Origin of the sequence: Enterococcus saigonensis, assembly GCF_011397115.1 — a bacterium.
GTDB lineage: Bacteria > Bacillota > Bacilli > Lactobacillales > Enterococcaceae > Enterococcus_C > Enterococcus_C saigonensis.
In genome coordinates this window covers 47280-69624 of record NZ_AP022823.1, presented here as the reverse complement: position 1 = coordinate 69624, position 22345 = coordinate 47280, and the positions used below count along the sequence as shown (strand labels likewise).

General features: G+C 35.7%; 22 protein-coding genes and 4 pseudogenes. 19 read left to right on the top strand and 7 right to left on the bottom strand.

The annotated features are described in order from the left end of the window. The first annotated feature begins 57 nt into the window (after positions 1-57). Positions 58-864: a zeta toxin family protein gene (locus EsVE80_RS13590; protein ID WP_104775490.1), complete on the top strand. Its 807-nt coding sequence runs from the start codon at positions 58-60 to the stop codon at positions 862-864. A 130-nt stretch (positions 865-994) separates the two neighbouring features. Further along, positions 995-1483: pseudogene (locus tag EsVE80_RS13585) on the top strand (DnaJ domain-containing protein). Between the two features lie 84 nt (positions 1484-1567). On the opposite strand, the gene EsVE80_RS13580 reads toward EsVE80_RS13585, so the two are convergent. Then, positions 1568-2164 (bottom strand): TetR/AcrR family transcriptional regulator, encoded by a 597-nt coding sequence (locus EsVE80_RS13580; RefSeq protein ID WP_002326773.1) that lies wholly within the window; start codon positions 2162-2164, stop codon positions 1568-1570. 310 nt (positions 2165-2474) lie between these two features. Between EsVE80_RS13580 and narA the strand changes: the two genes are divergently transcribed. Together narA and narB are read left to right on the top strand one after the other, a co-directional pair. After that, positions 2475-3356 carry an ionophore ABC transporter ATP-binding subunit NarA gene (gene narA, locus EsVE80_RS13575; protein ID WP_096711224.1) on the top strand — a complete coding sequence of 294 codons (882 nt, stop codon included), beginning with the start codon at positions 2475-2477 and terminating at the stop codon, positions 3354-3356. A gap of 23 nt (positions 3357-3379) precedes the next feature. Next, positions 3380-4993 carry an ionophore ABC transporter permease subunit NarB gene (gene narB / locus EsVE80_RS13570; protein WP_002333004.1) on the top strand — a complete coding sequence of 538 codons (1614 nt, stop codon included), beginning with the start codon at positions 3380-3382 and terminating at the stop codon, positions 4991-4993. Between the two features lie 71 nt (positions 4994-5064). On the opposite strand, the pseudogene EsVE80_RS13565 reads toward narB, so the two are convergent. Beyond that, a pseudogene (locus EsVE80_RS13565) lies at positions 5065-5577 on the bottom strand (IS30 family transposase); the annotation flags it as partial. Here EsVE80_RS13565 and EsVE80_RS13960 point away from each other — a divergent pair. From EsVE80_RS13960 to EsVE80_RS13525, 7 genes and pseudogenes are all read left to right on the top strand, one after another. Then, positions 5576-5956: pseudogene (locus tag EsVE80_RS13960) on the top strand (zeta toxin family protein); the annotation flags it as partial. The pseudogenes EsVE80_RS13565 and EsVE80_RS13960 sit on opposite strands and share 2 nt — an antisense overlap. 439 nt (positions 5957-6395) lie before the next feature. Further along, on the top strand, positions 6396-6713 hold the full coding sequence (locus tag EsVE80_RS13550; RefSeq protein WP_002326830.1) for a hypothetical protein: 318 nt from the start codon (positions 6396-6398) through the stop codon (positions 6711-6713). Positions 6714-7244: 531 nt separating this feature from the next. After that, positions 7245-7742 (top strand): DnaJ domain-containing protein, encoded by a 498-nt coding sequence (locus EsVE80_RS13545; protein ID WP_002300565.1) that lies wholly within the window; start codon positions 7245-7247, stop codon positions 7740-7742. Between the two features lie 33 nt (positions 7743-7775). Then, a complete protein-coding gene (locus EsVE80_RS13540; protein ID WP_010711855.1) occupies positions 7776-8081 on the top strand; it encodes a hypothetical protein in 306 nt (101 codons plus the stop codon). Positions 8082-8206: 125 nt separating this feature from the next. After that, complete coding sequence (locus EsVE80_RS13535) at positions 8207-8887, top strand: IS6-like element IS1216 family transposase (RefSeq protein ID WP_173104238.1); 681 nt, start codon at positions 8207-8209, stop codon at positions 8885-8887. A 171-nt stretch (positions 8888-9058) separates the two neighbouring features. Continuing rightward, positions 9059-9421 carry an ArsR/SmtB family transcription factor gene (locus tag EsVE80_RS13530; RefSeq protein WP_173104237.1) on the top strand — a complete coding sequence of 121 codons (363 nt, stop codon included), beginning with the start codon at positions 9059-9061 and terminating at the stop codon, positions 9419-9421. Positions 9422-9437: 16 nt separating this feature from the next. After that, the gene (locus tag EsVE80_RS13525; RefSeq protein WP_173104236.1) at positions 9438-10055 is read left to right on the top strand and encodes a CadD family cadmium resistance transporter; all 618 of its coding nucleotides are present in this window, start codon (positions 9438-9440) and stop codon (positions 10053-10055) included. A gap of 210 nt (positions 10056-10265) precedes the next feature. Here the strand turns inward: EsVE80_RS13525 and EsVE80_RS13520 are convergent, their stop codons facing one another. Together EsVE80_RS13520 and EsVE80_RS13515 are read right to left on the bottom strand one after the other, a co-directional pair. Beyond that, entirely contained in the window at positions 10266-10532 is a 267-nt protein-coding gene (locus EsVE80_RS13520) for a Txe/YoeB family addiction module toxin (RefSeq protein WP_161841584.1), read from the bottom strand. Beyond that, positions 10517-10771, bottom strand: a complete 255-nt coding sequence (locus EsVE80_RS13515) for a type II toxin-antitoxin system Phd/YefM family antitoxin (protein WP_010620828.1) — start codon at positions 10769-10771, stop codon at positions 10517-10519. The genes EsVE80_RS13520 and EsVE80_RS13515 overlap by 16 nt, the downstream gene beginning before the upstream one ends. Before the next feature lie 181 nt (positions 10772-10952). Here EsVE80_RS13515 and EsVE80_RS13510 point away from each other — a divergent pair, with 181 nt between their 5' ends. Beyond that, a complete protein-coding gene (locus EsVE80_RS13510; protein WP_068561828.1) occupies positions 10953-11315 on the top strand; it encodes an ArsR/SmtB family transcription factor in 363 nt (120 codons plus the stop codon). Between the two features lie 16 nt (positions 11316-11331). Next, positions 11332-11943, top strand: a complete 612-nt coding sequence (locus tag EsVE80_RS13505; protein ID WP_034536057.1) for a CadD family cadmium resistance transporter — start codon at positions 11332-11334, stop codon at positions 11941-11943. Between the two features lie 99 nt (positions 11944-12042). Here EsVE80_RS13505 and EsVE80_RS13500 read toward each other — a convergent pair whose 3' ends face one another. Together EsVE80_RS13500 and EsVE80_RS13495 are read right to left on the bottom strand one after the other, a co-directional pair. Further along, positions 12043-12951, bottom strand: coding sequence for a cation diffusion facilitator family transporter (locus EsVE80_RS13500; RefSeq protein ID WP_068561832.1), 909 nt, complete (start codon positions 12949-12951; stop codon positions 12043-12045). A gap of 43 nt (positions 12952-12994) precedes the next feature. Beyond that, positions 12995-13309, bottom strand: coding sequence for an ArsR/SmtB family transcription factor (locus EsVE80_RS13495; protein WP_068561834.1), 315 nt, complete (start codon positions 13307-13309; stop codon positions 12995-12997). Between the two features lie 298 nt (positions 13310-13607). Here EsVE80_RS13495 and EsVE80_RS13490 point away from each other — a divergent pair, with 298 nt between their 5' ends. The 6 genes and pseudogenes from EsVE80_RS13490 to EsVE80_RS13465 all read left to right on the top strand — a co-directional run bounded on the left by EsVE80_RS13490 (position 13608) and on the right by EsVE80_RS13465 (position 21008). Then, positions 13608-15533: a heavy metal translocating P-type ATPase gene (locus EsVE80_RS13490; protein WP_173104235.1), complete on the top strand. Its 1926-nt coding sequence runs from the start codon at positions 13608-13610 to the stop codon at positions 15531-15533. A gap of 291 nt (positions 15534-15824) precedes the next feature. After that, complete coding sequence (locus tag EsVE80_RS13485) at positions 15825-16376, top strand: tyrosine-type recombinase/integrase (RefSeq protein ID WP_002307628.1); 552 nt, start codon at positions 15825-15827, stop codon at positions 16374-16376. A 312-nt stretch (positions 16377-16688) separates the two neighbouring features. Beyond that, positions 16689-17231, top strand: coding sequence for a PBECR4 domain-containing protein (locus EsVE80_RS13480; protein WP_002301358.1), 543 nt, complete (start codon positions 16689-16691; stop codon positions 17229-17231). Positions 17232-17741: 510 nt separating this feature from the next. After that, a protein-coding gene (locus EsVE80_RS13475; RefSeq protein ID WP_173104234.1) for an IS3 family transposase occupies positions 17742-18904 on the top strand; the annotation gives its coding sequence in 2 pieces (ribosomal slippage) (positions 17742-18018 and positions 18018-18904; 1164 coding nt in all). A 126-nt stretch (positions 18905-19030) separates the two neighbouring features. Beyond that, positions 19031-19249, top strand: a pseudogene (locus tag EsVE80_RS13470) (family 1 glycosylhydrolase); the annotation flags it as partial. 418 nt (positions 19250-19667) lie between these two features. After that, entirely contained in the window at positions 19668-21008 is a 1341-nt protein-coding gene (locus tag EsVE80_RS13465) for a peptidoglycan DD-metalloendopeptidase family protein (RefSeq protein WP_029486043.1), read from the top strand. Between the two features lie 217 nt (positions 21009-21225). On the opposite strand, the gene EsVE80_RS13460 is transcribed toward EsVE80_RS13465, so the two are convergent. Next, complete coding sequence (locus tag EsVE80_RS13460) at positions 21226-22308, bottom strand: IS30 family transposase (RefSeq protein ID WP_173104233.1); 1083 nt, start codon at positions 22306-22308, stop codon at positions 21226-21228. Positions 22309-22345: the final 37 nt, after the last annotated feature.

The following is a 22345-nucleotide window of genomic DNA, read 5'->3' as shown; positions in this document are numbered from 1 at the left end:
ATTCCTCCAAGCTATCTTTTTCAATTATTTTACCTCAAAATGAGCTTATCGGAAACTTTGCAACAGAACCCTAAAAATAGACTAGCGGTTGAATCGCCAACCGCTTTTTTACTTGGTGGGCAACCAGGATCAGGTAAAACTAGTTTGCGATCGGCAATTTCCGAAGAGACACAAGGAAATGTTGTTATCATTGATAATGATACGTTCAAACAACAGCACCCTAATTTTGATGAACTAGTGAAACTTTATGAAAAAGACGTAGTAAAATACGTTACCCCTTATTCTAATCGCATGACAGAAGCGATCATAAGCCGTTTGAGAGATAAAGGGTATAATTTAGTGATTGAAGGTACAGGACGAACAACAGACGTTCCTATTCAAACCGCAACAATGCTTCAAGCCAAAGATTATGAAACAAAAATGTATGTCATGGCAGTACCTAAAATCAACTCATATTTAGGAACAATTGAACGGTATGAAACTATGTATGCAGATGATCCAATGACAGCCAGGGCAACACCAAAACAAGCGCATGATATTGTTGTCAAAAACTTACCGACCAATTTAGAAACCCTTCATAAAACGGGCTTATTTAGCGATATAAGGCTTTACAATAGAGAAGGAGTGAAACTCTATTCAAGCTTAGAAACGCCTTCCATTAGTCCGAAAGAGACCTTAGAAAGAGAATTAAATCGTAAAGTATCAGGGAAAGAAATTCAACCGACTTTGGAGAGAATAGAGCAAAAAATGGTTCAAAATCAACACCAAGAAACCCCTGAATTTAAAGCAATTCAACAAAAAATGGAAAGCTTGCAGCCACCTACACCACCAATACCCAAAACACCTAAACTTCCAGGTATTTAAACCTTAAAAAAGGAAAAGAGTAGTTACCAAAAAACGGTAACTACTCTTTTTTTATAAAAACATTTCCTCAAACGCCTAACAAAAATGGTTGTCAAAAAGCCAAAAATCAAAAAGAAAAGGAATGATAAAAATGAAATACATTAAAAACGTTGAAACATTGGAAGAATTGAAAAAAGCCTACAAAAAGTTAGCTTTGAAGTTACACCCCGATTGTGGAGGGAATGAAGAAGAAATGAAAACTTTGAACAATGAATATGACGAACTGTTTAGCAAACTTAAAAACACTCATAAGAATAAAGACGGTGAAACTTACACCAAAGAAACAACAGAAACACCCGAACAGTTTAAGGATATTATTAATAAATTGTTCAATCTAAAAATGGACGGCGTAGCAATCGAAGTAGTAGGAACATTTATATGACTAACAGGTAATACAAAACCATATAAAGAAGATATAAAAGCCCTAGAATTCCGATATTCACCTAAAAAATATGCTTGGTATAAAGCCCCTAAAGATTACAAAAAAAGAAGCCGACTACGATCAATCTGTGAGAAGCGGCTGTCTCTGAGACAATTGCATCACATTTTAGTTGTGAATATGTATCTCAAATACACCTAGCAGATGAATCGATTCTGATTTGTATGCATACATTTTATTTTTTTGTGGATTCGGCGAGTATTTCTTCTTTTGTTGTTCGTAAAACTATTGTCTCGGAGCGATTCCTTTTACCAACAGCTCAGTCCATTCCGCTGTATAAGGCAGGATTTTCTCATAAATCTGCGGATTAGAGATGCCTTCGATCATGGCTTGAAAATACAACATCAAAAATTCATCTGAATATTTTAAATCGACTTTTCCTTCTTTACGCCCGCGATGGAATAAATCCAACATAATGCCAAAACTTTGCTTTGTATAAGCTTCCATCATTCGGGTAAAGCCGCTGTCTTCTTTTTTAGTGTAATAGCTCATTAAATCTAGGTAAAATTGTTTATTGATTTTTTCGAGGTAATCGATTTTATTTTGACTCATGGCGATCAAAGTTTCTTCAAATGATGCATTTTTCTCCATGATTTTTTTAGCTTTTTCCCCCATTTCATCCATTGACCGGATAAAGACTTCATGAATGAGCTTTTCTTTGCTGCCAAAATATTTAAAAATAGAAGTTTTTCCTACATTGGCCTTTTTGGCTACGGCATCGATCGTTAAATTCTCGATTCCCGTATCTGTATTCATCAGATCAAAAGCAGCTCGTAAAACTTTTTTCTTTTTTTCTTCTGTTCTTCGTTCAAAACCATCCATTAAAAATACCTACTTTCTATAAAAAAGAACTTTTTGTTTATCATAGTTCAAAAATAGCTTCGTATATATTATATAGGAAATAATACGAACTAACAATGGAATCATAGGTTTAAATTTAAAATTATTTTTATTGACTGTTAAAATAAAAAAGAATATTATTGGAGCTGTAAAAGAACTTTGGTTTGAAACAAAGTATAAAGGGGTATTTTATGAACGATACGTATTGTATTGGTTCATAAAAAAGGTGCGTTTTGTTCAGACTGGAAAGCTCGTTATAAAATCATGTCAAAAGAAAAGGGAGTTATGTACCATGACAGAAATTGTAAAAGTACAAGGCTTGCAAAAAAAATTTGGTAAATTCCAGGCGTTGAAAGATGTCTCATTCACAGTAAACGCCGGTGAAGTTGTTGGTTTTATCGGACCAAATGGAGCAGGAAAGTCAACGACGATTCGTACACTGCTAGGAATCATCAACCAAGACGAAGGAGATGTCCAAATATTCGGAAAAGATGTTTGGAAAGATAGTCTAGAAATCCATAAACGAATTTCGTATGTTCCTGGGGATGTTGCTCTTTGGGGCAGCCTGACTGGTGGAGAGATCATTGATCTATTTATCAAACTTCATGGCGGCGGGAGCAAAGCAAAGCGTGATTATTTAATCAAACGATTTGAACTTGATCCAAAGAAAAAAGCCAAAGGTTACTCTAAAGGAAATCGTCAAAAAGTCGGTTTGATTGCTGCACTTTCAGTTGAATCTGATCTGTATATTTTAGATGAACCGACTTCAGGACTAGATCCATTGATGGAAGCAGTATTCCAAGAAGAAGTAGAAAAAATCAAAAATGATGGCAAAGCGATTCTATTATCTTCACATATTTTAAGTGAAGTTGAACGATTAGCAGATAAAGTAGCAATCATTCGACGTGGAGAAGTAGTTGAAACAGGTACATTAGATGAATTGCGTCATTTGACTCGCTCAACAGTTACATTGGTGACAAAAGGCGATATTGAGAAACTTGCGACGCTCTCTGGCGTGCATGATTTTGTTCAAAAAGACGGCAAAGCAACTTTTTCTGCTGACAATGAAGCGATGAATACGATTCTGACCGAGGCAACCAAATTAGGTGTGATAAAAATCGAATCTGTACCGCCAACGCTCGAAGATTTATTCATGCGTCACTACGAAGGCTGATTGTCGGAACGGAGGAAAAGAAAATGAATGAAAAATTTGCGCGTTGGAACGTATTGTTCATTCAATACGTGAAACGCGATTGGAAAAAAATAATTGTTTGGGTTTTAGGTTTGGGTTTGTTCTCAGGAGCATATGTACCAGCATTTGAAGAGATTGCTAAAGGACAAGGTCTTTTAGGGATGTTTGAAACGATGCAAAATCCAGCGATGATCTCGATGGTTGGACCTACACCAATCAAAATAGGTACGGATTATACTTTAGGAGCGATGTATGCTCAAGAGATGTTGCTGTTTTGCGGATTGTTCGCAATGATTATCTCAGCACTTCATGTGGTGAGCCACACGCGAAAAGAAGAAGAATTAGGTTTGACTGAATTGGTTCGCTCATTTCGAGTAGGACGACAAGCCAATTCATTAGCTGTTATCAGTGAGATGCTGTTGATCAATCTTTTATTAGGTCTTTTAATCGGCGGACTCATGATGAGTTTTGGTGTAAAAACGATTGATGCCGAAGGAGCTTTCTTGTTCGGAGGATCAATTGCATTGGCGGGAATTATCGGTGGTGTATTGGCACTTGTGATGTCGCAGATTATGGCGACTTCTACTGGAGCAACCGGCTCGACATTAAGTCTTATAGGACTTTTGTATATCGTGCGCGCTGGAACAGATGTGTCTAATCTTGATCTATCAATGTTCAATCCAATGGGATGGATTTACTTGACCTATCCTTTCACAAAAAATAACTGGCTACCATTATTATTTGCTTTGATTTTTAGTCTTGTTTTTACCGTACTTGCGTTTGTGTTGGAAGAACATCGCGACATGGGCGCAGGTTATCTTCCTGAACGAGAAGGACGTGCGACGGCGAAGAAATCACTACTTTCTGTACCTGGTTTGTTTTTCAAGATTAATAAAGGAGTAATGATTGGTTGGCTGATCGCATTTGTGGTTATGGGAGCTGCGTATGGCTCCATTTATGGAGACATGCAAGTCTTTCTTGGCGGAAATGAACTGATGAAACAAATGTTCACTCAATCTGGCGTTTCCATTGAAGAATCCTTTACGGCAACGATCATGATGGTAATGATTGGATTAGTCACAATCTTGCCAATCGCGGTGGTCAATAAATTATTTGCAGAAGAAACAAGACTGCATCTGAGTCAACTGTATGTAACGAAGATTACGCGAGGCCAATTATATTGGACAACGATATTTTTAGCTATTTTTGCTGGAGTCGTAGGCATTGGCTTAGCATCAGCGGGATTAGGTGGAACGGCGATTTCTGCGATGAAAAATGAATCGACTATGGATCTGACCGATTTCTTAGCTGCTGGATACAATTTTCTCCCTTCCATCTTATTTTATATTGGTTTGGCTGCTTTAGCGTTAGGCTGGTTGCCAAAATTTGGAAAAGTAATCTATGCTTATCTAGGCTATTCCTTTGCTTTGAATTATTTCGGCGGAATCTTAGATTTGCCGGATTGGTTCTCAAAAACGGCGATTCAAAGTTGGATTCCACGCTTACCGATGGAAGAATTTGATGGAACGATTTTTGCAGTAATTACTGTTATCAGTATCGTCTTCTTATTTGTCGGCTATTTAGGATACAAACGCCGTGATATGGTAGAAGGCGCTTAAAAATTGAATTTCTAAAAAACCGTTCAGATTTACGAAAGTCGATTTGAGCGGTTTTTTTATGGCTTCAATTGTCAAATTAAGTGCAACGATTCATTAAAAAATACTTCATAAGGGGTTTTCCAATTTAGACATTTCCGTGGTCGCGTGTTTAATTTATTCGCCCATTCTTGAATTTGACTATTGAAAATACCTGAAATATCTTCACCTTTGGGTGAATATTCTCGTAATAAACCATTAGTATTTTCGTTTGTACAACGTTGCCATGGGGCATGTGGATCTGGAAAATACACTTTAGTGCCATTTAATTCTAGCGTTATTCGACTATGTTGGGAGAATTCTTTTCCTCTATCGGGTGTAACGGTTTTACATTTATCTTCTCCTACATTTCTTATTAGATTGATCATACAATCAACCACATTTTTAGAGATTTTCTTTTCAACCTTACCAAGTAGGGAGAAACGAGATCTACGATCGACTAGAGTTACAATACGAGCCCTACCTGTTTTACCGGCTACAGTATCAGCTTCCCAATGACCAATCTCAAGGCGCTCATTGGCAGCAGATGGCCTTTCATGGATCGTATTGTATGCAGATGATCCAATGACAGCTAGGGCAACACCAAAACAAGCGCATGATATTGTTGTCAAAAACTTGCCGACCAATTTAGAAACCCTTCATAAAACGGGCTTATTTAGCGATATAAGGCTATATAACAGAGAAGGAGTGAAACTCTATTCAAGCTTAGAAACGCCTTCCATTAGTCCGAAAGAGACCTTAGAAAGAGAATTAAATCGTAAAGTATCAGGGAAAGAAATTCAACCGACTTTGGAGAGAATAGAGCAAAAAATGGTTCAAAATCAACACCAAGAAACCCCTGAATTTAAAGCAATTCAACAAAAAATGGAAAGCTTGCAGCGACCTACACCACCAATACCCAAGACACCTAAACTTCCAGGACTTTAAACATTAAAAAAGGAAAAGAGTAGTTACCAAAAAACGGTAACTACTCTTTTTTTATAAAAACATTTCCTCATGTTTTAAAAGCTGATCGAGAAATAAAGCACACAACGGTATTCTTTCTTTTTTCAGTTGGTACATTTTGCAGTCTGTAACGTGTCATTTACTGTTTGTTACCTTAACATATCCAGTCGAAAACACAAGGGTATATAAACGAGCAAGCTCGCCCTTGTGTTTTCTTTGTGTCTATGTTGCGTACTCGTCACAGCAAACGACACGAACACACTGGCGAAAATGAACCAACAAAACGAAAAAAGAAAGGAGCGTACACTGTAATTTATTTCTAGCTTTTAAAACATGAGGAAAACAGCTTCACTTCCTCAAACGCCTAACAAAAATGGTTGTCAAAAAACTAAAAATCAAAAAAAGAAAAGAGGAAAAGAAAATGGAAAAAACAAAAAAATTACAATTAGAAGATTTTACAGAAAATGGGTTTTATGGAACACAAGAACAGCAATATCTAAAAGCTCAAGTAAGAGAAGAGCTAAAAGAGCAAGGCTTTATCATAGATAGCAGTTTTGAGGGCGATTTTAAAACATGGATAGGTGTATACGCAAGACCAAAAGATAAACCGACCTACTTAGACCCTCAAAACGATAAAGAAGCAGAAGAACAAGAGCAATATTCTATTAACGGCTTTAAACAAGATTTTAGCGAATGGTTTGAGTGGGAAATAAAAAATTTGAAAATTAAAGAAATGTAAAAAAAGCCTAGCAAAAAAAGCTAGGTTTTTCTTTTAGGTAAAACACCAAAAAGAAAAACCTAAGAAGGATAAAATAAGTTGTTCCACTTGCGGTGCAGTTGCTCCTCGTTCCAAACCCAACTTATTTCTTTGCAAAGATATTTGTATTTGACTAACACCTTTCCTCGAATGGTAAAAGCTAACCGTTCGTTACTCTACCTCAGATACTTTCTTTTTTCAGTTGGTACATTTTGCAGTCTGTAACGTGTCATTTACTGTTTGTTACCTTAACATATCCAGTCGAAAACACAAGGGTATATAAACGAGCAAGCTCGCCCTTGTGTTTTCTTTGTGTCTATGTTGCGTTCTCGTCACAGCAAACGACACGAACACACTGGCGAAAATGAACCACCTAAACGAAAAAAGAAAGGAACAAGATATGTAGAACATTCACAGCTTTTACCATTCGAGGAAAACAGCTTCACTTCCTCAAACGCCTAACAAAAATGGTTGTCAAAAAGCCAAAAATCAAAAAGAAAAGGAATGATAAAAATGAAATACATTAAAAACGTTGAAACATTGGAAGAATTGAAAAAAGCCTACAAAAAGTTAGCTTTGAAGTTACACCCCGATTGTGGCGGGAATGAAGAAGAAATGAAAATTTTGAACAATGAATATGACGAACTGTTTAGCAAACTTAAAAACACTCACAAGAACAAAGACGGCGAAACCTATACAAAAGAAACGACTGAAACGCCCGAACAATTTAAGGACATTATAAATCAACTTTTCAATCTGAAAATGGACGGTGTATCAATTGAAATCGTGGGAACTTTTATATGGTTAACAGGCAACACAAAACCTTATAAGGACGACATAAAAGCCCTAGAATTTCGTTATTCACCAAAAAAATACGCATGGTATAAAGCACCAAGCGATTATAAAAAACGTAGTCGAAAAAATTATGATATGGACACAATAAGGGGAATGTATGGAAGTCAAAAGGTGAAGGAAGATAAAGAAGAAAAAAAATACTTACAAGCCAATTAAGGCTTGTAAGTTTATCAGAAAGGAAGTTTTAAAGTGGATATTAAAATAAAAAAAATAAATTTTGAAGGTAATATTTTAAAAGTTATAAAAGCGACAGTAACAGAAATGAGAGGAATAAATAATCATCAAAAATATGATTTTGATTTATATCAAATAGAAGCACGTTCGCCAATGTCAACAAGAGAAATAACTTTAACAGTTGATTTTATAGAAAAAAAAGTATTAGGTGATATTATCGCTTTTGGTGATTGGTACGATTTGGATATAGAATCAGTAAATGAAATATTAAAGCAATTAAAAAAGGAAGGACAAACATTAAGAACAATCAATTTTATTTAAAAAAGTATCAAAAAAAGGAAAATTATTTTTCCTTTTTTTGATACTTTTTAGGGTTCTGTTGCAAAGTTTTAAATCTACTATCAAATAAGGTAGAATATTAGAAAAAGATAGCAGGAGGAATGACGATGAATCATTTTAAAGGAAAGCAATTTCAGCAGGATGTGATTATTGTAGCCGTGGGCTACTATCTTCGTTATAACCTTAGCTATCGTGAAGTTCAAGAAATCTTATATGATCGTGGCATTAACGTTTCTCATACGACGATTTATCGTTGGGTGCAAGAATATGGCAAACTACTCTATCAAATTTGGAAAAAGAAAAATAAAAAATCCTTTTATTCATGGAAAATGGATGAAACGTACATCAAAATTAAAGGAAAATGGCATTATTTGTATCGAGCCATCGATGCAGATGGTTTAACCTTGGATATTTGGTTACGTAAAAAACGGGACACACAAGCAGCCTATGCTTTTCTTAAGCGGTTAGTGAAACAGTTTGATGAACCGAAGGTTGTAGTCACAGATAAAGCCCCCTCTATTACAAGTGCCTTTAAGAAACTAAAAGAATACGGCTTTTATCAAGGGACAGAACATCGTATCATTAAATACCTGAATAATTTGATTGAACAAGACCATCGTCCAGTAAAGAGACGCAATAAATTCTATCGAAGTTTACGCACTGCCTCTACCACGATTAAAGGCATGGAAGCCATTCGAGGATTATATAAGAAAACCCGAAAAGAAGGCACTCTCTTCGGGTTTTCGGTCTGTACTGAAATCAAGGTATTATTGGGAATCCCAGCTTAAATCATAGATACCGTAAGGGATTTTATTCTTTATTTAAAACTTTGCAACAGAACCAAGTTGTAACACATGAAATTGCTTATAATAGTGTATTGGAATTAAGGTAGATTGACAAACGAGTGATCAAATAGATATACTTCATTCAAACAATCGTTTGAATGTGAGGTGAGATGAATGGAAAAAGTTTGCCAAGTGGCTATCGTACATAAAGAAAAAGTAAATGTAATAAAAAATAAATTGGATCAAAAAGATTTTTCAAATTTACTTGTGTTAGGTAAATGTTTCAGCGATTCTTCTAGAATTAAAATTTTTTATGCTTTAGAAACCTATAAGGAAATGTGTGTCTGTGATTTAGCAGAAATACTTAATGCTAGTGTCGCTACAACGTCACACCATTTACGTTTTTTAAAAAAACATGGAATGGCAAAATCACGTCAAGATGGAAAAGTAGTTTATTACTCTTTAGCGAATGAAGACATCCTTTCCGCTATTCATGTTTTTTTAAAGTTATCAGAAAATCTATCTATGAAATCTTAGTTTGGAGGAAGTTATTTTGTTACAAAGTATTTTTTCAGCTATCGCTGTTTATATTTCTACCAGCATTGATTATTTGTTTATCTTGCTGATTATTTTTTCTCAAAGTCATACAAAAAAAGGGCTCCGTCAGATTTTTTGGGGTCAATATCTAGGAACAGGTATCTTAGTAGCCGTAAGTTTATTTGCAGCATATGTGCTGAATTTCATTCCGCAAGATTGGATCATTGGGCTTCTCGGTCTAATTCCGATTTTCTTAGGAATCAGAGTGGCATTGGTTGGCGAAGAGGAGGAAGAAGAAGAGGAAGTCGTTGAAAAGCTTGAATCAAGAGGAACAAACCGCTTCTTTTGGACCGTTGCCTTAATAACAATTGCTTCTGGTGGCGATAACTTAGGGATTTATATTCCTTACTTTTCCTCGTTATCTTTTTCAGAGATTGTCACCGCTCTAATCGTATTTGCTATTTCTGTTGCGGTTCTTTGCTATATCAGTTACAAATTAGCCAAGATTTCTTTTGTTTCCGAAACCTTAGAAAAATATGAACGAATCCTTGTTCCTATAGTGTTTATTGGCTTAGGAATTTATATATTGATCGAAAATGGTACGATTCAAACTGTATTGAGTTTATTTAATTAATAAATAGTTTGATTGTTAGTACAAAAAAAGACAGCGATTAAAACTCGTTGTCTTTTTTTTGTACTAACAGATTGGCGCATTATCTAAGTAATATAATTCGATACATGAAATTAGATAAAGTAGTGTATCGAGAAAATTGCTTTAGCAAGGTTGTTTTTATCTCATATTTTTAGTCAAAAAAGATAGAAAAAACTTTTTAAAAAGTTTTTTCTATCTTTCATAGTGCGTCCAAGTAGACCAAATAATGACTTCTTTGGCGTCATTATCCACCGAATAAACCACCCGGTGCTGAATATTTAAACGACGTGAATATTTATCTTTTAAATTTCCGACTAATTTCTCATAAGGCGGGGGATTTTGGAACGGATTCTCCTTTAAAACTTCCATGAGATTTTTAAATTTTTGATCTAAATGAGCCCCTTTTAAATGTTTCAGGTCTTTTGTAGCTGATTTTGCTAATTTTACAGAGTATCCCAATCGATATCCTCCAATGCAACAAACTCATTTTCTTGTTCACGCTGGTGGATCACATCTGCTACGCCAGCAGATTGAAGGTATAATGTTTCTTGAATTGCGTCCCAGTCTTTTTTACTGACCATAACTGCTTCACTTTCTTCGTTTTTGCCAGAGATATAAATGGGTTCGTTAGTTTTGTTGACGTCTTTCAATAGTTGATAAAAGACTTTTCTAGCTTGGCTAGGGTTTACGATAGACATAAGCTATTCCTCCCTTTAACATCTTTTTTACTATTGTAATGTACTTGTTTAAGTACGTCAAAGATGTTGTGAATACAGGAAATTGCTTATAACAGTGTATTGGAATTAAGGTAGATTGACTAACGAGTGATCAAATAGATATACTTCATTCAAACAATCGTTTGAATGTGAGGTGAGATGAATGAAAAAAGTTTGCCAAGTGACTGTCGTACATAAAGAAAAAGTAAATGGAATAAAAAATAAATTGGATCAAAAAGATTTTTCAAACTTACTTGTGTTAGGGAAATGTTTCAGCGATTTTTCTAGAATTAAAATTTTCTATGCTTTAGAAACCTATAAGGAAATGTGCGTCTGTGATTTAGCAGAAATACTTACTGCTAGTGTCGCTACAACGTCACACCATTTACGTTTTTTAAAAAAACATGGAATGGCAAAATCACGTCAAGATGGAAAAGTAGTTTATTACTCTTTAGCGAATGAAGACATCCTTTCCGCTATTCGTGTTTTTTTAAAGTTATCAGAAAATCTATCTATGAAATCTTAGTTTGGAGGAAGTTATTTTGTTACAAAGTATTTTTTCAGCTATCGCTGTTTACATTTCTACGAGCATTGATTATTTGTTTATCTTGCTCATTATCTTTTCTCAAAGTCACACACAAAAAGGTATTCGACACATTTTTTGGGGTCAATATCTTGGAACAGGCATTTTGGTAGCTGTAAGTTTGTTTGCTGCTTATGTGCTGAATTTTATTCCGCAAGATTGGATCATTGGACTTCTTGGATTAATTCCAATTTATTTAGGTATCCGTGTCGCTGTGATAGGCGAAGAGGAGGAAGAAGAAGAGGAAGTCGTTGAAAAACTAGAATCTAGAGGAACCAGTCGGTTATTCTGGACTGTTGCCTTAATAACCATTGCGTCAGGTGGAGACAATTTAGGGATTTATATTCCCTACTTTACTTCGTTAGCTTTTTCAGAAATTTTAATTGCCTTAGTAGTATTCGTTATCTCGATTGCGATTCTTTGCTTTATCAGTTATAAGTTGGCAAAAATTTCCTTTGTTTCCGAAACGTTAGAAAAGTATGAACGAATCATTGTTCCAATCGTGTTTATTGGATTAGGAATCTTTATCTTGGTAGAGAACGGGACGATACAAACGCTACTAGGTTTTTAAAAATCATAATCACGAAAGATAAAAAGAGAGGCAGCGATTTGTTTAGTCGCTGCCTTTTTTGCTTTTCAAATAATGAGGTATTTTTAGTGTAGGACTATCCTAAGTGTTGTGGGAGTATCCTTTCTCAAGTTCTTCTTTACTTGTTGTTATTTCTATTGTGATATGATTTTTCACACTGGATTCATGTGCGATTTCTGCAATTACTTCTTTTATTTCCCTAGCCTTGTCTATGTCTGAAGGGTCTATAAGAACCGTGACGATAAGGGCGTTTTCTTCCCCGTCCAGTGACCAAATGTGAAAATGTGAGAGGTCTTTTACAGCAGGAACATTTTTAATGGAATTCGCCAAGCTCTTTACGTTTACATTTTCAGGCGAACCATTCAATAAAATTTTCATTGTGGTGAAAAATTCAGGAATGGTTTTGTAGAGGATATAGAGTGCAATCAAAATCGATAAGATAGGATCCAGACGATATGCCTCGGTAAAGTTCATTAGAATACTCACAATCAAGACTCCAATCCACCCTAATACGTCTTCCAGCATATGGAGGTTCAACATACCCTCATTTTTGGATGTGCCTTTGCTTAAAATCCAAGCAGCATATCCATTCAATGCAATAGCTACGAGAGAAAGCCAGAACATGCCACTATAATTTACGGGTTGTGGGTCAAGCAAACGTGGCACACTACGATAGATCATAAAGAACGAGCCACTAATTAGCACAACGCCAGTTATCAGCGCGCCCAGTAAAGAAAATCGGTTATAGCCAAAGGTGAACCGTTCATCTTGTTTTTTCTCTGAATAACCTTGAAAAAACCAAGCGAATCCAATTGAAATAGAGTCCCCTAAATCATGAACTGCGTCAGACATAATGGACACACTATTGAAAAGAAACCCAAAGAAAAATTCACTTATGGAGAAAATAAAATTTATGAAGAAAGCAATTTTAATATTTTTTTTCGATTGATCCTGATGCGAGTGATTATGATTTTTATCTGATTTTGACATTTTAAAAACCTCCTAAGTTTGTATGCTACATAACTAATTGGTTTTATTTTTCTAATTCACTGACATGAGTTAAAACTTGTTCGAGAATACTAAAAACATGAAGGTCATCTAAACTGTAAAGCATACTTTTTCCTTCTCTTCTTGATTTTACTAAGCGTGCGTCTTTCAACGTTTTTAATTGATGAGAAATAGCAGACTGTTCCATGTCCAGAGAAATAGCGATATTTCCAACACTACACTCTTTTTTCTGTAAAAGAAAGAGAACCGACAATCGTGTAGGATCACTAATCACCTTAAATAGTTTGCTTATTGACAGAATAGATTCTTTATCGATTGGAGAAGTTGTTTTTATATCCATAGTGTTTTTATTCCTTTCATATGACCTTTCGTTCATATCTATATTACCATATGAGCGAAACAATGCTAATCTTTTGTTTATAAAAGAGAAGTTGCGTTCTCTTTATCTTGACAAAACGTATATAGCGATATAAAATGAGAATACAAACATATGATTAGTTAGTCATATGTAAAGTAGATTCATTACGATTTACTTTTGGAATAGACGAAAGGATCCAGAAATAGCGGAAATTTTTGTGATTCAAGAAGTAAATGATGGAAAACAAAGGACTTATAAATTATATAGGGAGGCAATAGAAATGGAAACTGTCCAAAAACAACAGTCTCAAGAAAAGCATAATCACAACCACGGTCACGATCATGATCATGGGAAAATGCCAGTCGTTTTGTACTTTGTTGGTTTAGCATTAGCAGTGATTGCTCTATTTTTGAATGAAGATTATCAGTTGCTACAAAATGTTTTGTTCTCAATCGCTACAATCAGCGCTGGGTATCATGTCATTGTTCTTGAAGGCCTTGGAGAAACAATTGAGAACTCAAAAAACCAAAAAAAGTTCATGCCTAATTCTCATATTTTAATGGGATTAGCGGCAATCGGAGCTTCTTTAATGGGGAATTTTTGGGAAGGAACATTATTGATTCTTATTTTTTCTGGAGCACATTTTTTGGAAGATTATGCAGAAGGAAGAAGCAAACGAGAAATAACGAAATTACTCGAAATGAATCCAACGACTGCCCGGTTAATCCTACCTGATGGCAGTACAAAAAATGTAGATGTCAGTGAATTAAAAGTGGGAGATCAACTTCAAGTTTTGAATGGCGATCAAGTACCTATTGATGGCGTCATTTTGTCTGGATCTACATCCATTGATGAGTCGTCTATTAATGGAGAAAGTATCCCGAAAGAGAAATACAAAGGAGATGGCGTCTTCGGGAGTACAATTAATGGAACAGGTAGCTTCACGATGAAAGTCACCAAAGAAAACGAAGATACAGTATTTTCAAAAATTTTACAATTAGTGAACCAGAACCAAGATAACCAAACAAAAGCTGCGAGTATTATCCAAAAATTTGAACCCAAATACGTCACAGTTGTTTTAATTGCCATTCCGTTATTCATGTTATTGGCACCTTTTCTACTTGATTGGACATGGTCACAAAGTGTCTATAGAGGATTAGTCCTTTTAGTTGCAGCTTCACCGTGTGCTTTAGCAGCAGCTACTGTCTCGGCAACGCTATCGACGACTTCTAATTTAGCCAAAAAAGGAGTCCTTTCAAAAGGTAGTTCTTACCTGTCTCAATTAGCCGATATTAAAGCAATTGCATTTGATAAGACGGGCACCTTGACCAAAGGAAAACCTGAAGTAACCAATTATTATTTTGCTGATTCCGTGAACGAAGAAAACATGATTGATATCGTAGTAGCTCTTGAAAAAGAATCCAATCACCCTTTAGCAGATGCTATTCTAAGAAAGTTTGAGCAAAAAAACAAACTAACTATTGATGTAGAAAACCAGATTGGTAAAGGATTGACAGGAGATTACAAAGGGAGAAATTATCGTATAGGAAAACCGACTTCGTTTGATGATGTTTCAGATGAGTATAGTCGTTTAAATAATGAATGGGCTTCAGAAGGTAAGACAGTCGTGTACGTAGCAGTAGATGAAGAGGTTCTAGGCCTTATTGCCCTCATGGACATTCCAAGTGAACATGCAAAAGCAACCATTGAGTATTTCAGAAAACAAGGTATACACACCACATTAATTACTGGTGACTCAGAAATGACGGGAAAAGCGGTTGCTAAACAATTGGGAATAGATGAAGTGATTGCAAATGTCATGCCGGAAGACAAATCCAGAATAATAGACGAACAAAAAGAAAAATACGGTGTGACCGCCATGGTTGGAGACGGTGTAAATGATGCTCCTGCTCTTGTTAATGCAGATGTGGGAATCGCTATGGGAGATGGGACTGATGTGGCAGTAGAGGTATCTGATTTAGTTTTAATGCAAAACAATTTATCAAAATTGGTACAATCTCATAATATTTCTTCGAAAATGAACCGTGTTATTTGGCAGAATATTATTTTTTCAATGGCCGTTGTTGCTTTTTTAATTGTCGTTAGTTTCTTGGGCTTAACGGATATTGCCATCAGTGTCATTATTCATGAAGGAAGTACATTGGTTGTTATTTTGAATGGACTTCGATTGCTAAGGGCAGTCTAAAGAATGATTGCACACCTTCAAATTAATCGAGTAATAGAGATAATTAAGGATTACACTACATTTTTTATCTCTATTATTTATTTATATTTATCTAGATGTTCAAAGTCAAAATGATATGTCAACCATACTCTTGTGGCGTGACTTGAATACAAGACACATGAAATTGTATAAAATCATGTATCAAGAATCCTATACCTATAGGGTTCTTTTTTTTACTCCCCCCAAACACACGATTTAGTGTTATAATAACTATAATAATGTATTCGAACAGATTAAAAAGGAGGGATTGTCATGGGCTATAATGTTCAGCCACTACGGTCGCAACAGGAGATTAATGATTTTTTATTTTGCCTGCGACGGAATAAAAATGCGGAACGTGACGTTTTCTTGTTTCTAATTGGAATTAACAGCGGTCTGCGCATGTCCGACATCGTCAAACTCAAGAAAAAAGACGTGATTACCTCAAAAAACCCGCGCATCGTGGAGCAAAAGACAGGGAAAACACGCATTTTATACTTAAGCAGCTTACAGGACTTGATTCACGGCTATACCGCACCCTTAGATCCGGAGGCTTACTTGTTTCCCAGTACTAAGGGCGGCCATTTAGAAGTCAATACGGTCTACCAGATGTTTCAAAAGGTCGCGAAGCTGTTAGGAAGGGACGATATCGGCACCCACACCCTACGAAAAACCTTTGGTTACCACTATTACAAGAAAACCAAAGACGTGGCCACCTTAATGGAAATCTTTGGTCACAGCAGCGAGAAGATTACCAAACGCTACATCGGAATTAATGAAGATGAAATCAGTGAAACGTTATTAAATTTTCGGTTAGGTTTTTGATTGTATTATATAATAGATAAGCACAGTAAGACGGTTATAATCACCCACAGTATTGGACAAATCAACCTTTTTTTGGTATATTATATATACAAATGAGAGCAGGCTCATAGTCAACTTGATATAAATCCGGAACATAAGGGTCCGGCGGGTGGCGAGCACCAAAACTAAACTCGATACAAATCCGGAACGTAAGGGTCCGGCGGGTGGCAAGCACCAAAACTAAACCTGTACAAAAGGCTGCTCTTTTGAGCAGCTTTTTTTATTGGGAAAAAGGAGCATTCTTCGCACGTGGCAAAAAAAGAATACAAACGTATGTCTATAAAAGAGACAACCCAAATTACCAGACAGTTAAACGCGATTTATAAGGCTGCCCATCTCTTACAAGAACATTTTGTAGATAAAAAAGTATCCTTTGTCGGAGAAGTCTCAACGGTAGCGATTATTTTTTCGACAACTAATTTTATGCACCTCTGTGGCATTGATTATCGCAGAGGCACACACTTGTTTTTTCAAGATGCCTTAGACAGGAAAATAAATTTACAGGATATTCAAATCAAAACGGATGGGACGACCTTTCAGAAATTACAAGTAATAGGTAGCCTTGATTTATTATTGGGGAAGCATATTTCTATTGTTGGCAGAGGTGTTTACTCTTCTCTTCGCTATGATGCAGCTATTCGAACAAGGAAAAAAATATTGGCTCTGTCTTTGAAACAAAACGGATTAATCTATATCCCTATCTCTTTGTTAAACCTATCATCAAAGGAAATTGGACCTGGACAAAAAGTTACTGGCATTTTTAGCGAGGATTTAACATCCGGGGAACTTAAAATGATTATGGAAGTCATCGATTAATCATTAATAGTGATATGCGACGTCATTTTGAAGTAATTATTCTATTTTGGGTTATAAAATAAAGCATTTTAAGACGATTTCAAATCATTCATGTGGGTTATTTATCACGGATGAGCTTGAAATCGTTTTTTATACGTATCAAATTGAAATGTTCGGCATACAATCTATCGTTGTTACTACATTACTAATTGTCACTTGTTAAGGAACTTGGATCCTTTCTAAACATTCCCTAGAGATAAATTTTACTTTATCCCTCCGTTAATATCCAATTTAAGCACCTTTCCGATTCAGGGTTAATTTGCATATCAAGTGCAGCTTGTGTTCTAGTAAGATTAGCCCTTTTAGTCCGGCTGAGTTGACTTATGGATATAAGATATGGTCATAGCAAATAGATACTACGTATAGTCTGTTAATTTAGTGTCATTAATCTTAAGTTGGATAGGCTACAATTAACTAGACAGAAAAATTAAGGTGTGTAGACTAGAAGAAAACATACCAGGAGGAATTTTTATGTCTAATAGAACACGAAGAACTTTTTCACAAGAATTCAAGCAACAAATCGTCAATCTTTACTTAGCTGGAAAGCCACGTGTAGAAATCATTCGAGAATATGAACTAACGGCTTCAGCATTTGACAAATGGGTAAAGCAATCTAAAACGAGTAGTTCATTCAAGGAAAAAGATAATCTTACGCCTGAACAAAAAGAATTGTTAGAACTACGTAAAAGAAACCAGCAATTAGAAATGGAAAATGATATTTTAAAGCAAGCAGCGCTGATATTCGGACGAAGAGACAAGTAATCGATGCGAATAAGCATCTTTACCCTATATCAGCGATGTGCAGAATATTAGGTCTATCACGTCAGTCCTATTATTATCAATCAAAACCAAAGAAAGACGAATCAGAACTTGAAGAAGCAGTCGCTGAAGAATTTATCCGCAGCCGAAAGGCCTACGGCTCAAGAAAAATAAAAAAATCCTTATCAAAACGAGGCATTCGGATCAGCCGACGAAAAATTAGTAGAATCATGAAAAATAGAGGATTAAAATCGAGCTATACTGTTGCTTATTTTAAAGTACATCATTCTACTTGCAATGAAGCCAAAACGACAAACGTATTGAATCGTAAATTCTTAAGAGACAACCCATTAGAAGCGATCGTAACAGACTTGACTTATGTACGAGTCGGGAAAAAATGGAATTATGTCTGTTTCATTTTGGATCTGTTCAATCGAGAAATTCTCGGCTATTCTTGTGGAAAACATAAAGATGCCGTTCTAGTAAAAAAAGCATTTAGCCGTATCAAACAACCTCTGACAGAGGTTGAGATTTTTCATACTGATCGTGGAAAAGAGTTTGATAACCAAGCTATTGATGAATTATTAACAACTTTTGACATCAATCGATCATTGAGTCATAAAGGCTGTCCTTTTGATAATGCCGTAGCTGAATCAACTTATAAGTCGTTGAAAGTAGAATTTGTCTATCAATACACATTTGAAACCTTACAACAATTGGATTTGGAGTTATTTGACTATGTCAATTGGTGGAACCACCTTCGGTTGCACGGTACACTTGGCTACGAGACACCGGTTGGTTACCGTAACCAGAGATTGGCGCAGCGAATCCTTGATAATGAGCTCGGATGTGCTAACGCTAGCGAGGCAGTCTAACTTTAACTGTTAGCTCCTGCCGAAGATCGTCACATCCGAGGAGGCTCATTGTCAAGGACAATCGGAATAGCATACGGAAAGAAGTTCTGCACCTTATAAAATTTGTCAAAAAAACTGTTGCCATTCCAAATGAAGCAAGCAATATATGAGGGTGTCGAAATCTGGGGCTACATGGTTTGGAGCCCTATAGATATTGTCAGTTCAAGCACAGGGGAAATGAAAAAGAGATATGGATTGATTTATGTCAATAGAAATGACAACCAGAGCGGAAACTTTGAAAGATACAAGAAGAAATCCTTTTATTGGTACAAAGGGGTTATTGCTTCCAATGGGAATGATTTGTAGGAAGTCACTGCTTACTCATGAACTGTAAATGTACTTGATTTTTAGATTTAAAAGTCTCTGATATTTCAATTTAAGAAATATATTACTAAGATGAGAATTACAAGGAGAATTAATTGAGGATAAACTTATTTTAATTAATTGACTAAAGTCCTTTAATCCCCCCATTTATGTAAAGCTGAGATAGGATAAGAAAAGCTTAACAAGGAGTTGTATATCTTTTTTAATGCTACAAGGTGTAATCAGATATTGTTGAGTATCCATCGGATTACTATCAAAATCGGTTACTTGTATTTCAAAAATATGACAAAATATTTCTATTTGTTTCTATTTGTTTTAAATTCTATTATTTCGAGTATTGTTTATTCTATTTGCTATGCTTTATATAAATAATATTTATCAAAAGTATAGGAGAATTTTTGTGAAAAAAAATATTTTTATTTCCAGTATTTTGATGTTGTTTTCTATGTCGGTGGTTTCTGCATATGCGGAGGATATAGATAATGAGATTGGTAAACAGGAACAGAAAATTGACGTGATAAAGAAAGAAACAAAGACCATAGAGGAGCAAAAGTTAGATACTGATAATTCAATTAAGAAAATTGATGCCGAGATTAAAGAAATACTTGAAAATAAATCAGTTACGGAAAAAAAAGCAAATGAAATTTCTAAAGAAATAACGGAGCTGACAATAAAGATTAACAAAAGAAAAGAATTGCTAAGAAATCAAGCTAGAGATATTCAAACTTCTGATTCATCTAATAGTTTAATAGAGACATTACTTAGCTCAGAATCTATTAGTGATGCAATAAATAAAGCCGTTGCCTCTATTACGATTATGAACGCGAGTAACGGTGTAGTAGAACAGCAGCAGATGGATATAAAAAAGAGTGTTGCACTTGAAAAAGAATTAGAAAAAAAACTAACTGACATTGAAGATCAGTCTGCTGAATTAGATAAGAAACAAAGAAACTTAGTTGATATCAAATTGGGACAAGAATTAGAGTTAGCTGAATTATCCCTATCTTTAAATACTGAAGAAGAAAAGAAACAGAAACTCATTGAGGAAAGAGATGAGGCAGAAAAGAAAAAGAAATTAGCTTTAGAGGCTTTGGAAAAGCAACGAAAAATTGAAGAAGACGCTAAGAGAATGGCTGATTTGGAAGTATCTAAGAAACGAGAGACAATTATTGATAATTCAGCAGAGAATGCGGAATTGGTTGATGAAAAAGCTACAAAAGAAAATCCAAGCGAGACAAGTAAATCTGAAGAAAATGTTGTATCGAATGAAGAAAAAAGCAACGTAGATTTATCTTCCAAAGAAAAAGATGTTCTATCAACCGAGGAGTCTAGTTCGTCAAATACTGGTTGGAGTAGGCCTCTAGATTCTATTAATATTTCAAGCCGATTTGGGTTTCGCTCAGATCCCACAGGATATTCTGGAAATCAACATGATGGTTTAGATTTTACCGGATCTACTGGAACTCCAATTTTTTCAATTAATTCCGGAGAAGTTGTTGCAGCAGGTTATGGACCGTCTACTGGAAATCATGTGATTATAAAACACTCTAACGGTATGTATAGTTATTATATGCATATGAGTACCCCACCGGCGGTATCAGTAGGCCAGTCAGTCTCTTCAAGAGAATACTTAGGAGGGATGGGAACGACGGGTAATTCTACTGGAGTTCATCTGCACTTGGGCATGTCTACTGGATTGTGGTCCGGTTTTGTGGACCCAGCGACTTATATAGGCTTATAGAATTTCATGTTTATTATTTTAGAGAAATCTAGTGTTTAAGGCAGTATGCTTTATTACGCTAGATTTTTTACTGGATTTATACACTTTTTTTAAATTATTCGAAGTAATAGAATTATCTTTTAATACGTTAAAGACAAGTATAAAGAATATAAATTCCCAAATTTCAAGTGCAAGTTAGCCACTTATTGAAATTCATTGGTTATTTAGTTTTTGATGGTTATCTAGCGGCTAAGGATAGCTCCGATAGCTCGTTCAATAAACACTCACGCGGAGTGGCGTAACCCAATATTCTTCTCGGCAAATTGTTCATCCAATCCTGTACACGACGAATGGTAGTCAACGCTACATCTTCCATACGTGTTCCTTTCGGTATAAAACGGCGAATCATCCCATTATGATTTTCGTTGGTCCCTCGTTCCCATGAAGAATAGGGATGGGTGAAATAAACTTCCGTAATATCTTTAAGAAGTGTGGTTAGACCAGCGAATTCAGCACCATTATCTGAAGTAATCGTTTTGAAAAGCACTTCGAAATCGTTGCCCGCAGCTTCTTTTAAAGTAGTCAGTGCACGATCAACTGGATTAGCTGCTTTTCCATCGATTTTGATGATTATTTCGTAACGTGTTTTACGTTCGATCAATGTAAGCAATGCTTGGTCTTTGCCAACGCGCAGTCCGTTCACCGTATCAATTTCCCAATCACCAAAACGTTCACGAGTATCGACAATATCTGGTCGATTTTCGATCAAATCGCCGAGAATTTTTTTATTCTTCCTACTCTGTGATCGCTTGGTGTTTCGTCGAACCTTGAGATGCAGATCAATATTTTTTGTTTCCAGCCAGCCGAGATCAATATAGGTGTAAAGGGTTGTGGTACAAGGGATTGTCTCATTTGGAAACAAGCCGAGTTTCTTTGCACGACCAACAACGACATCAGGCGCTTGTTTTTCTGTCTTCATTTGATGATCGGCATACGCCATGAACTTTGGCGAAGAAACCCATTTCGGTTGTTTGCGAGAATTTGTTCGTGCGTTTTCGTAAGCGGCTTGACCAGCATCTGCGGAATAAACAAACGATTCATATTCGTAGGTTTTACCATTTTGGACTTGGCGCCTGATTTGGCGAACCGTACCGTCTTTTACTTCGCTATGAATGGTTTGAGGGGCACGTCCGAGTAATTTTGCGATCGCACGATTCGACAAAGGGCGATCGATTTGTTTCCAAGCTTCAATTTTATTTCGTTCTTCATAATCAAGGTGTTTGCCTTTGCGTAAAAATGTGGTATTCTCAGTTTGCGTCATTGTCATTTCATCCTTTATTGATTGTGTAGGAACTTCA

What these genes read in the sequence shown, in the direction of transcription:
- EsVE80_RS13535 (WP_173104238.1), top strand. Translation starts at nt 8,207, where the DNA reads ATGAATCATTTTAAAGGAAAGCAATTTCAGCAGGATGTGATTATTGTA.
- EsVE80_RS13485 (WP_002307628.1), top strand. Translation starts at nt 15,825, where the DNA reads ATGGGCTATAATGTTCAGCCACTACGGTCGCAACAGGAGATTAATGAT.
- EsVE80_RS13515 (WP_010620828.1), bottom strand. Translation starts at nt 10,771, where the DNA reads ATGTCTATCGTAAACCCTAGCCAAGCTAGAAAAGTCTTTTATCAACTA.
- EsVE80_RS13545 (WP_002300565.1), top strand. Translation starts at nt 7,245, where the DNA reads ATGAAATACATTAAAAACGTTGAAACATTGGAAGAATTGAAAAAAGCC.
- EsVE80_RS13490 (WP_173104235.1), top strand. Translation starts at nt 13,608, where the DNA reads ATGGAAACTGTCCAAAAACAACAGTCTCAAGAAAAGCATAATCACAAC.
- EsVE80_RS13550 (WP_002326830.1), top strand. Translation starts at nt 6,396, where the DNA reads ATGGAAAAAACAAAAAAATTACAATTAGAAGATTTTACAGAAAATGGG.
- narB (WP_002333004.1), top strand. Translation starts at nt 3,380, where the DNA reads ATGAATGAAAAATTTGCGCGTTGGAACGTATTGTTCATTCAATACGTG.
- EsVE80_RS13480 (WP_002301358.1), top strand. Translation starts at nt 16,689, where the DNA reads ATGTCTATAAAAGAGACAACCCAAATTACCAGACAGTTAAACGCGATT.
- EsVE80_RS13530 (WP_173104237.1), top strand. Translation starts at nt 9,059, where the DNA reads ATGGAAAAAGTTTGCCAAGTGGCTATCGTACATAAAGAAAAAGTAAAT.
- EsVE80_RS13500 (WP_068561832.1), bottom strand. Translation starts at nt 12,951, where the DNA reads ATGTCAAAATCAGATAAAAATCATAATCACTCGCATCAGGATCAATCG.
- EsVE80_RS13460 (WP_173104233.1), bottom strand. Translation starts at nt 22,308, where the DNA reads ATGACGCAAACTGAGAATACCACATTTTTACGCAAAGGCAAACACCTT.
- EsVE80_RS13580 (WP_002326773.1), bottom strand. Translation starts at nt 2,164, where the DNA reads ATGGATGGTTTTGAACGAAGAACAGAAGAAAAAAAGAAAAAAGTTTTA.
- EsVE80_RS13510 (WP_068561828.1), top strand. Translation starts at nt 10,953, where the DNA reads ATGAAAAAAGTTTGCCAAGTGACTGTCGTACATAAAGAAAAAGTAAAT.
- narA (WP_096711224.1), top strand. Translation starts at nt 2,475, where the DNA reads ATGACAGAAATTGTAAAAGTACAAGGCTTGCAAAAAAAATTTGGTAAA.
- EsVE80_RS13495 (WP_068561834.1), bottom strand. Translation starts at nt 13,309, where the DNA reads ATGGATATAAAAACAACTTCTCCAATCGATAAAGAATCTATTCTGTCA.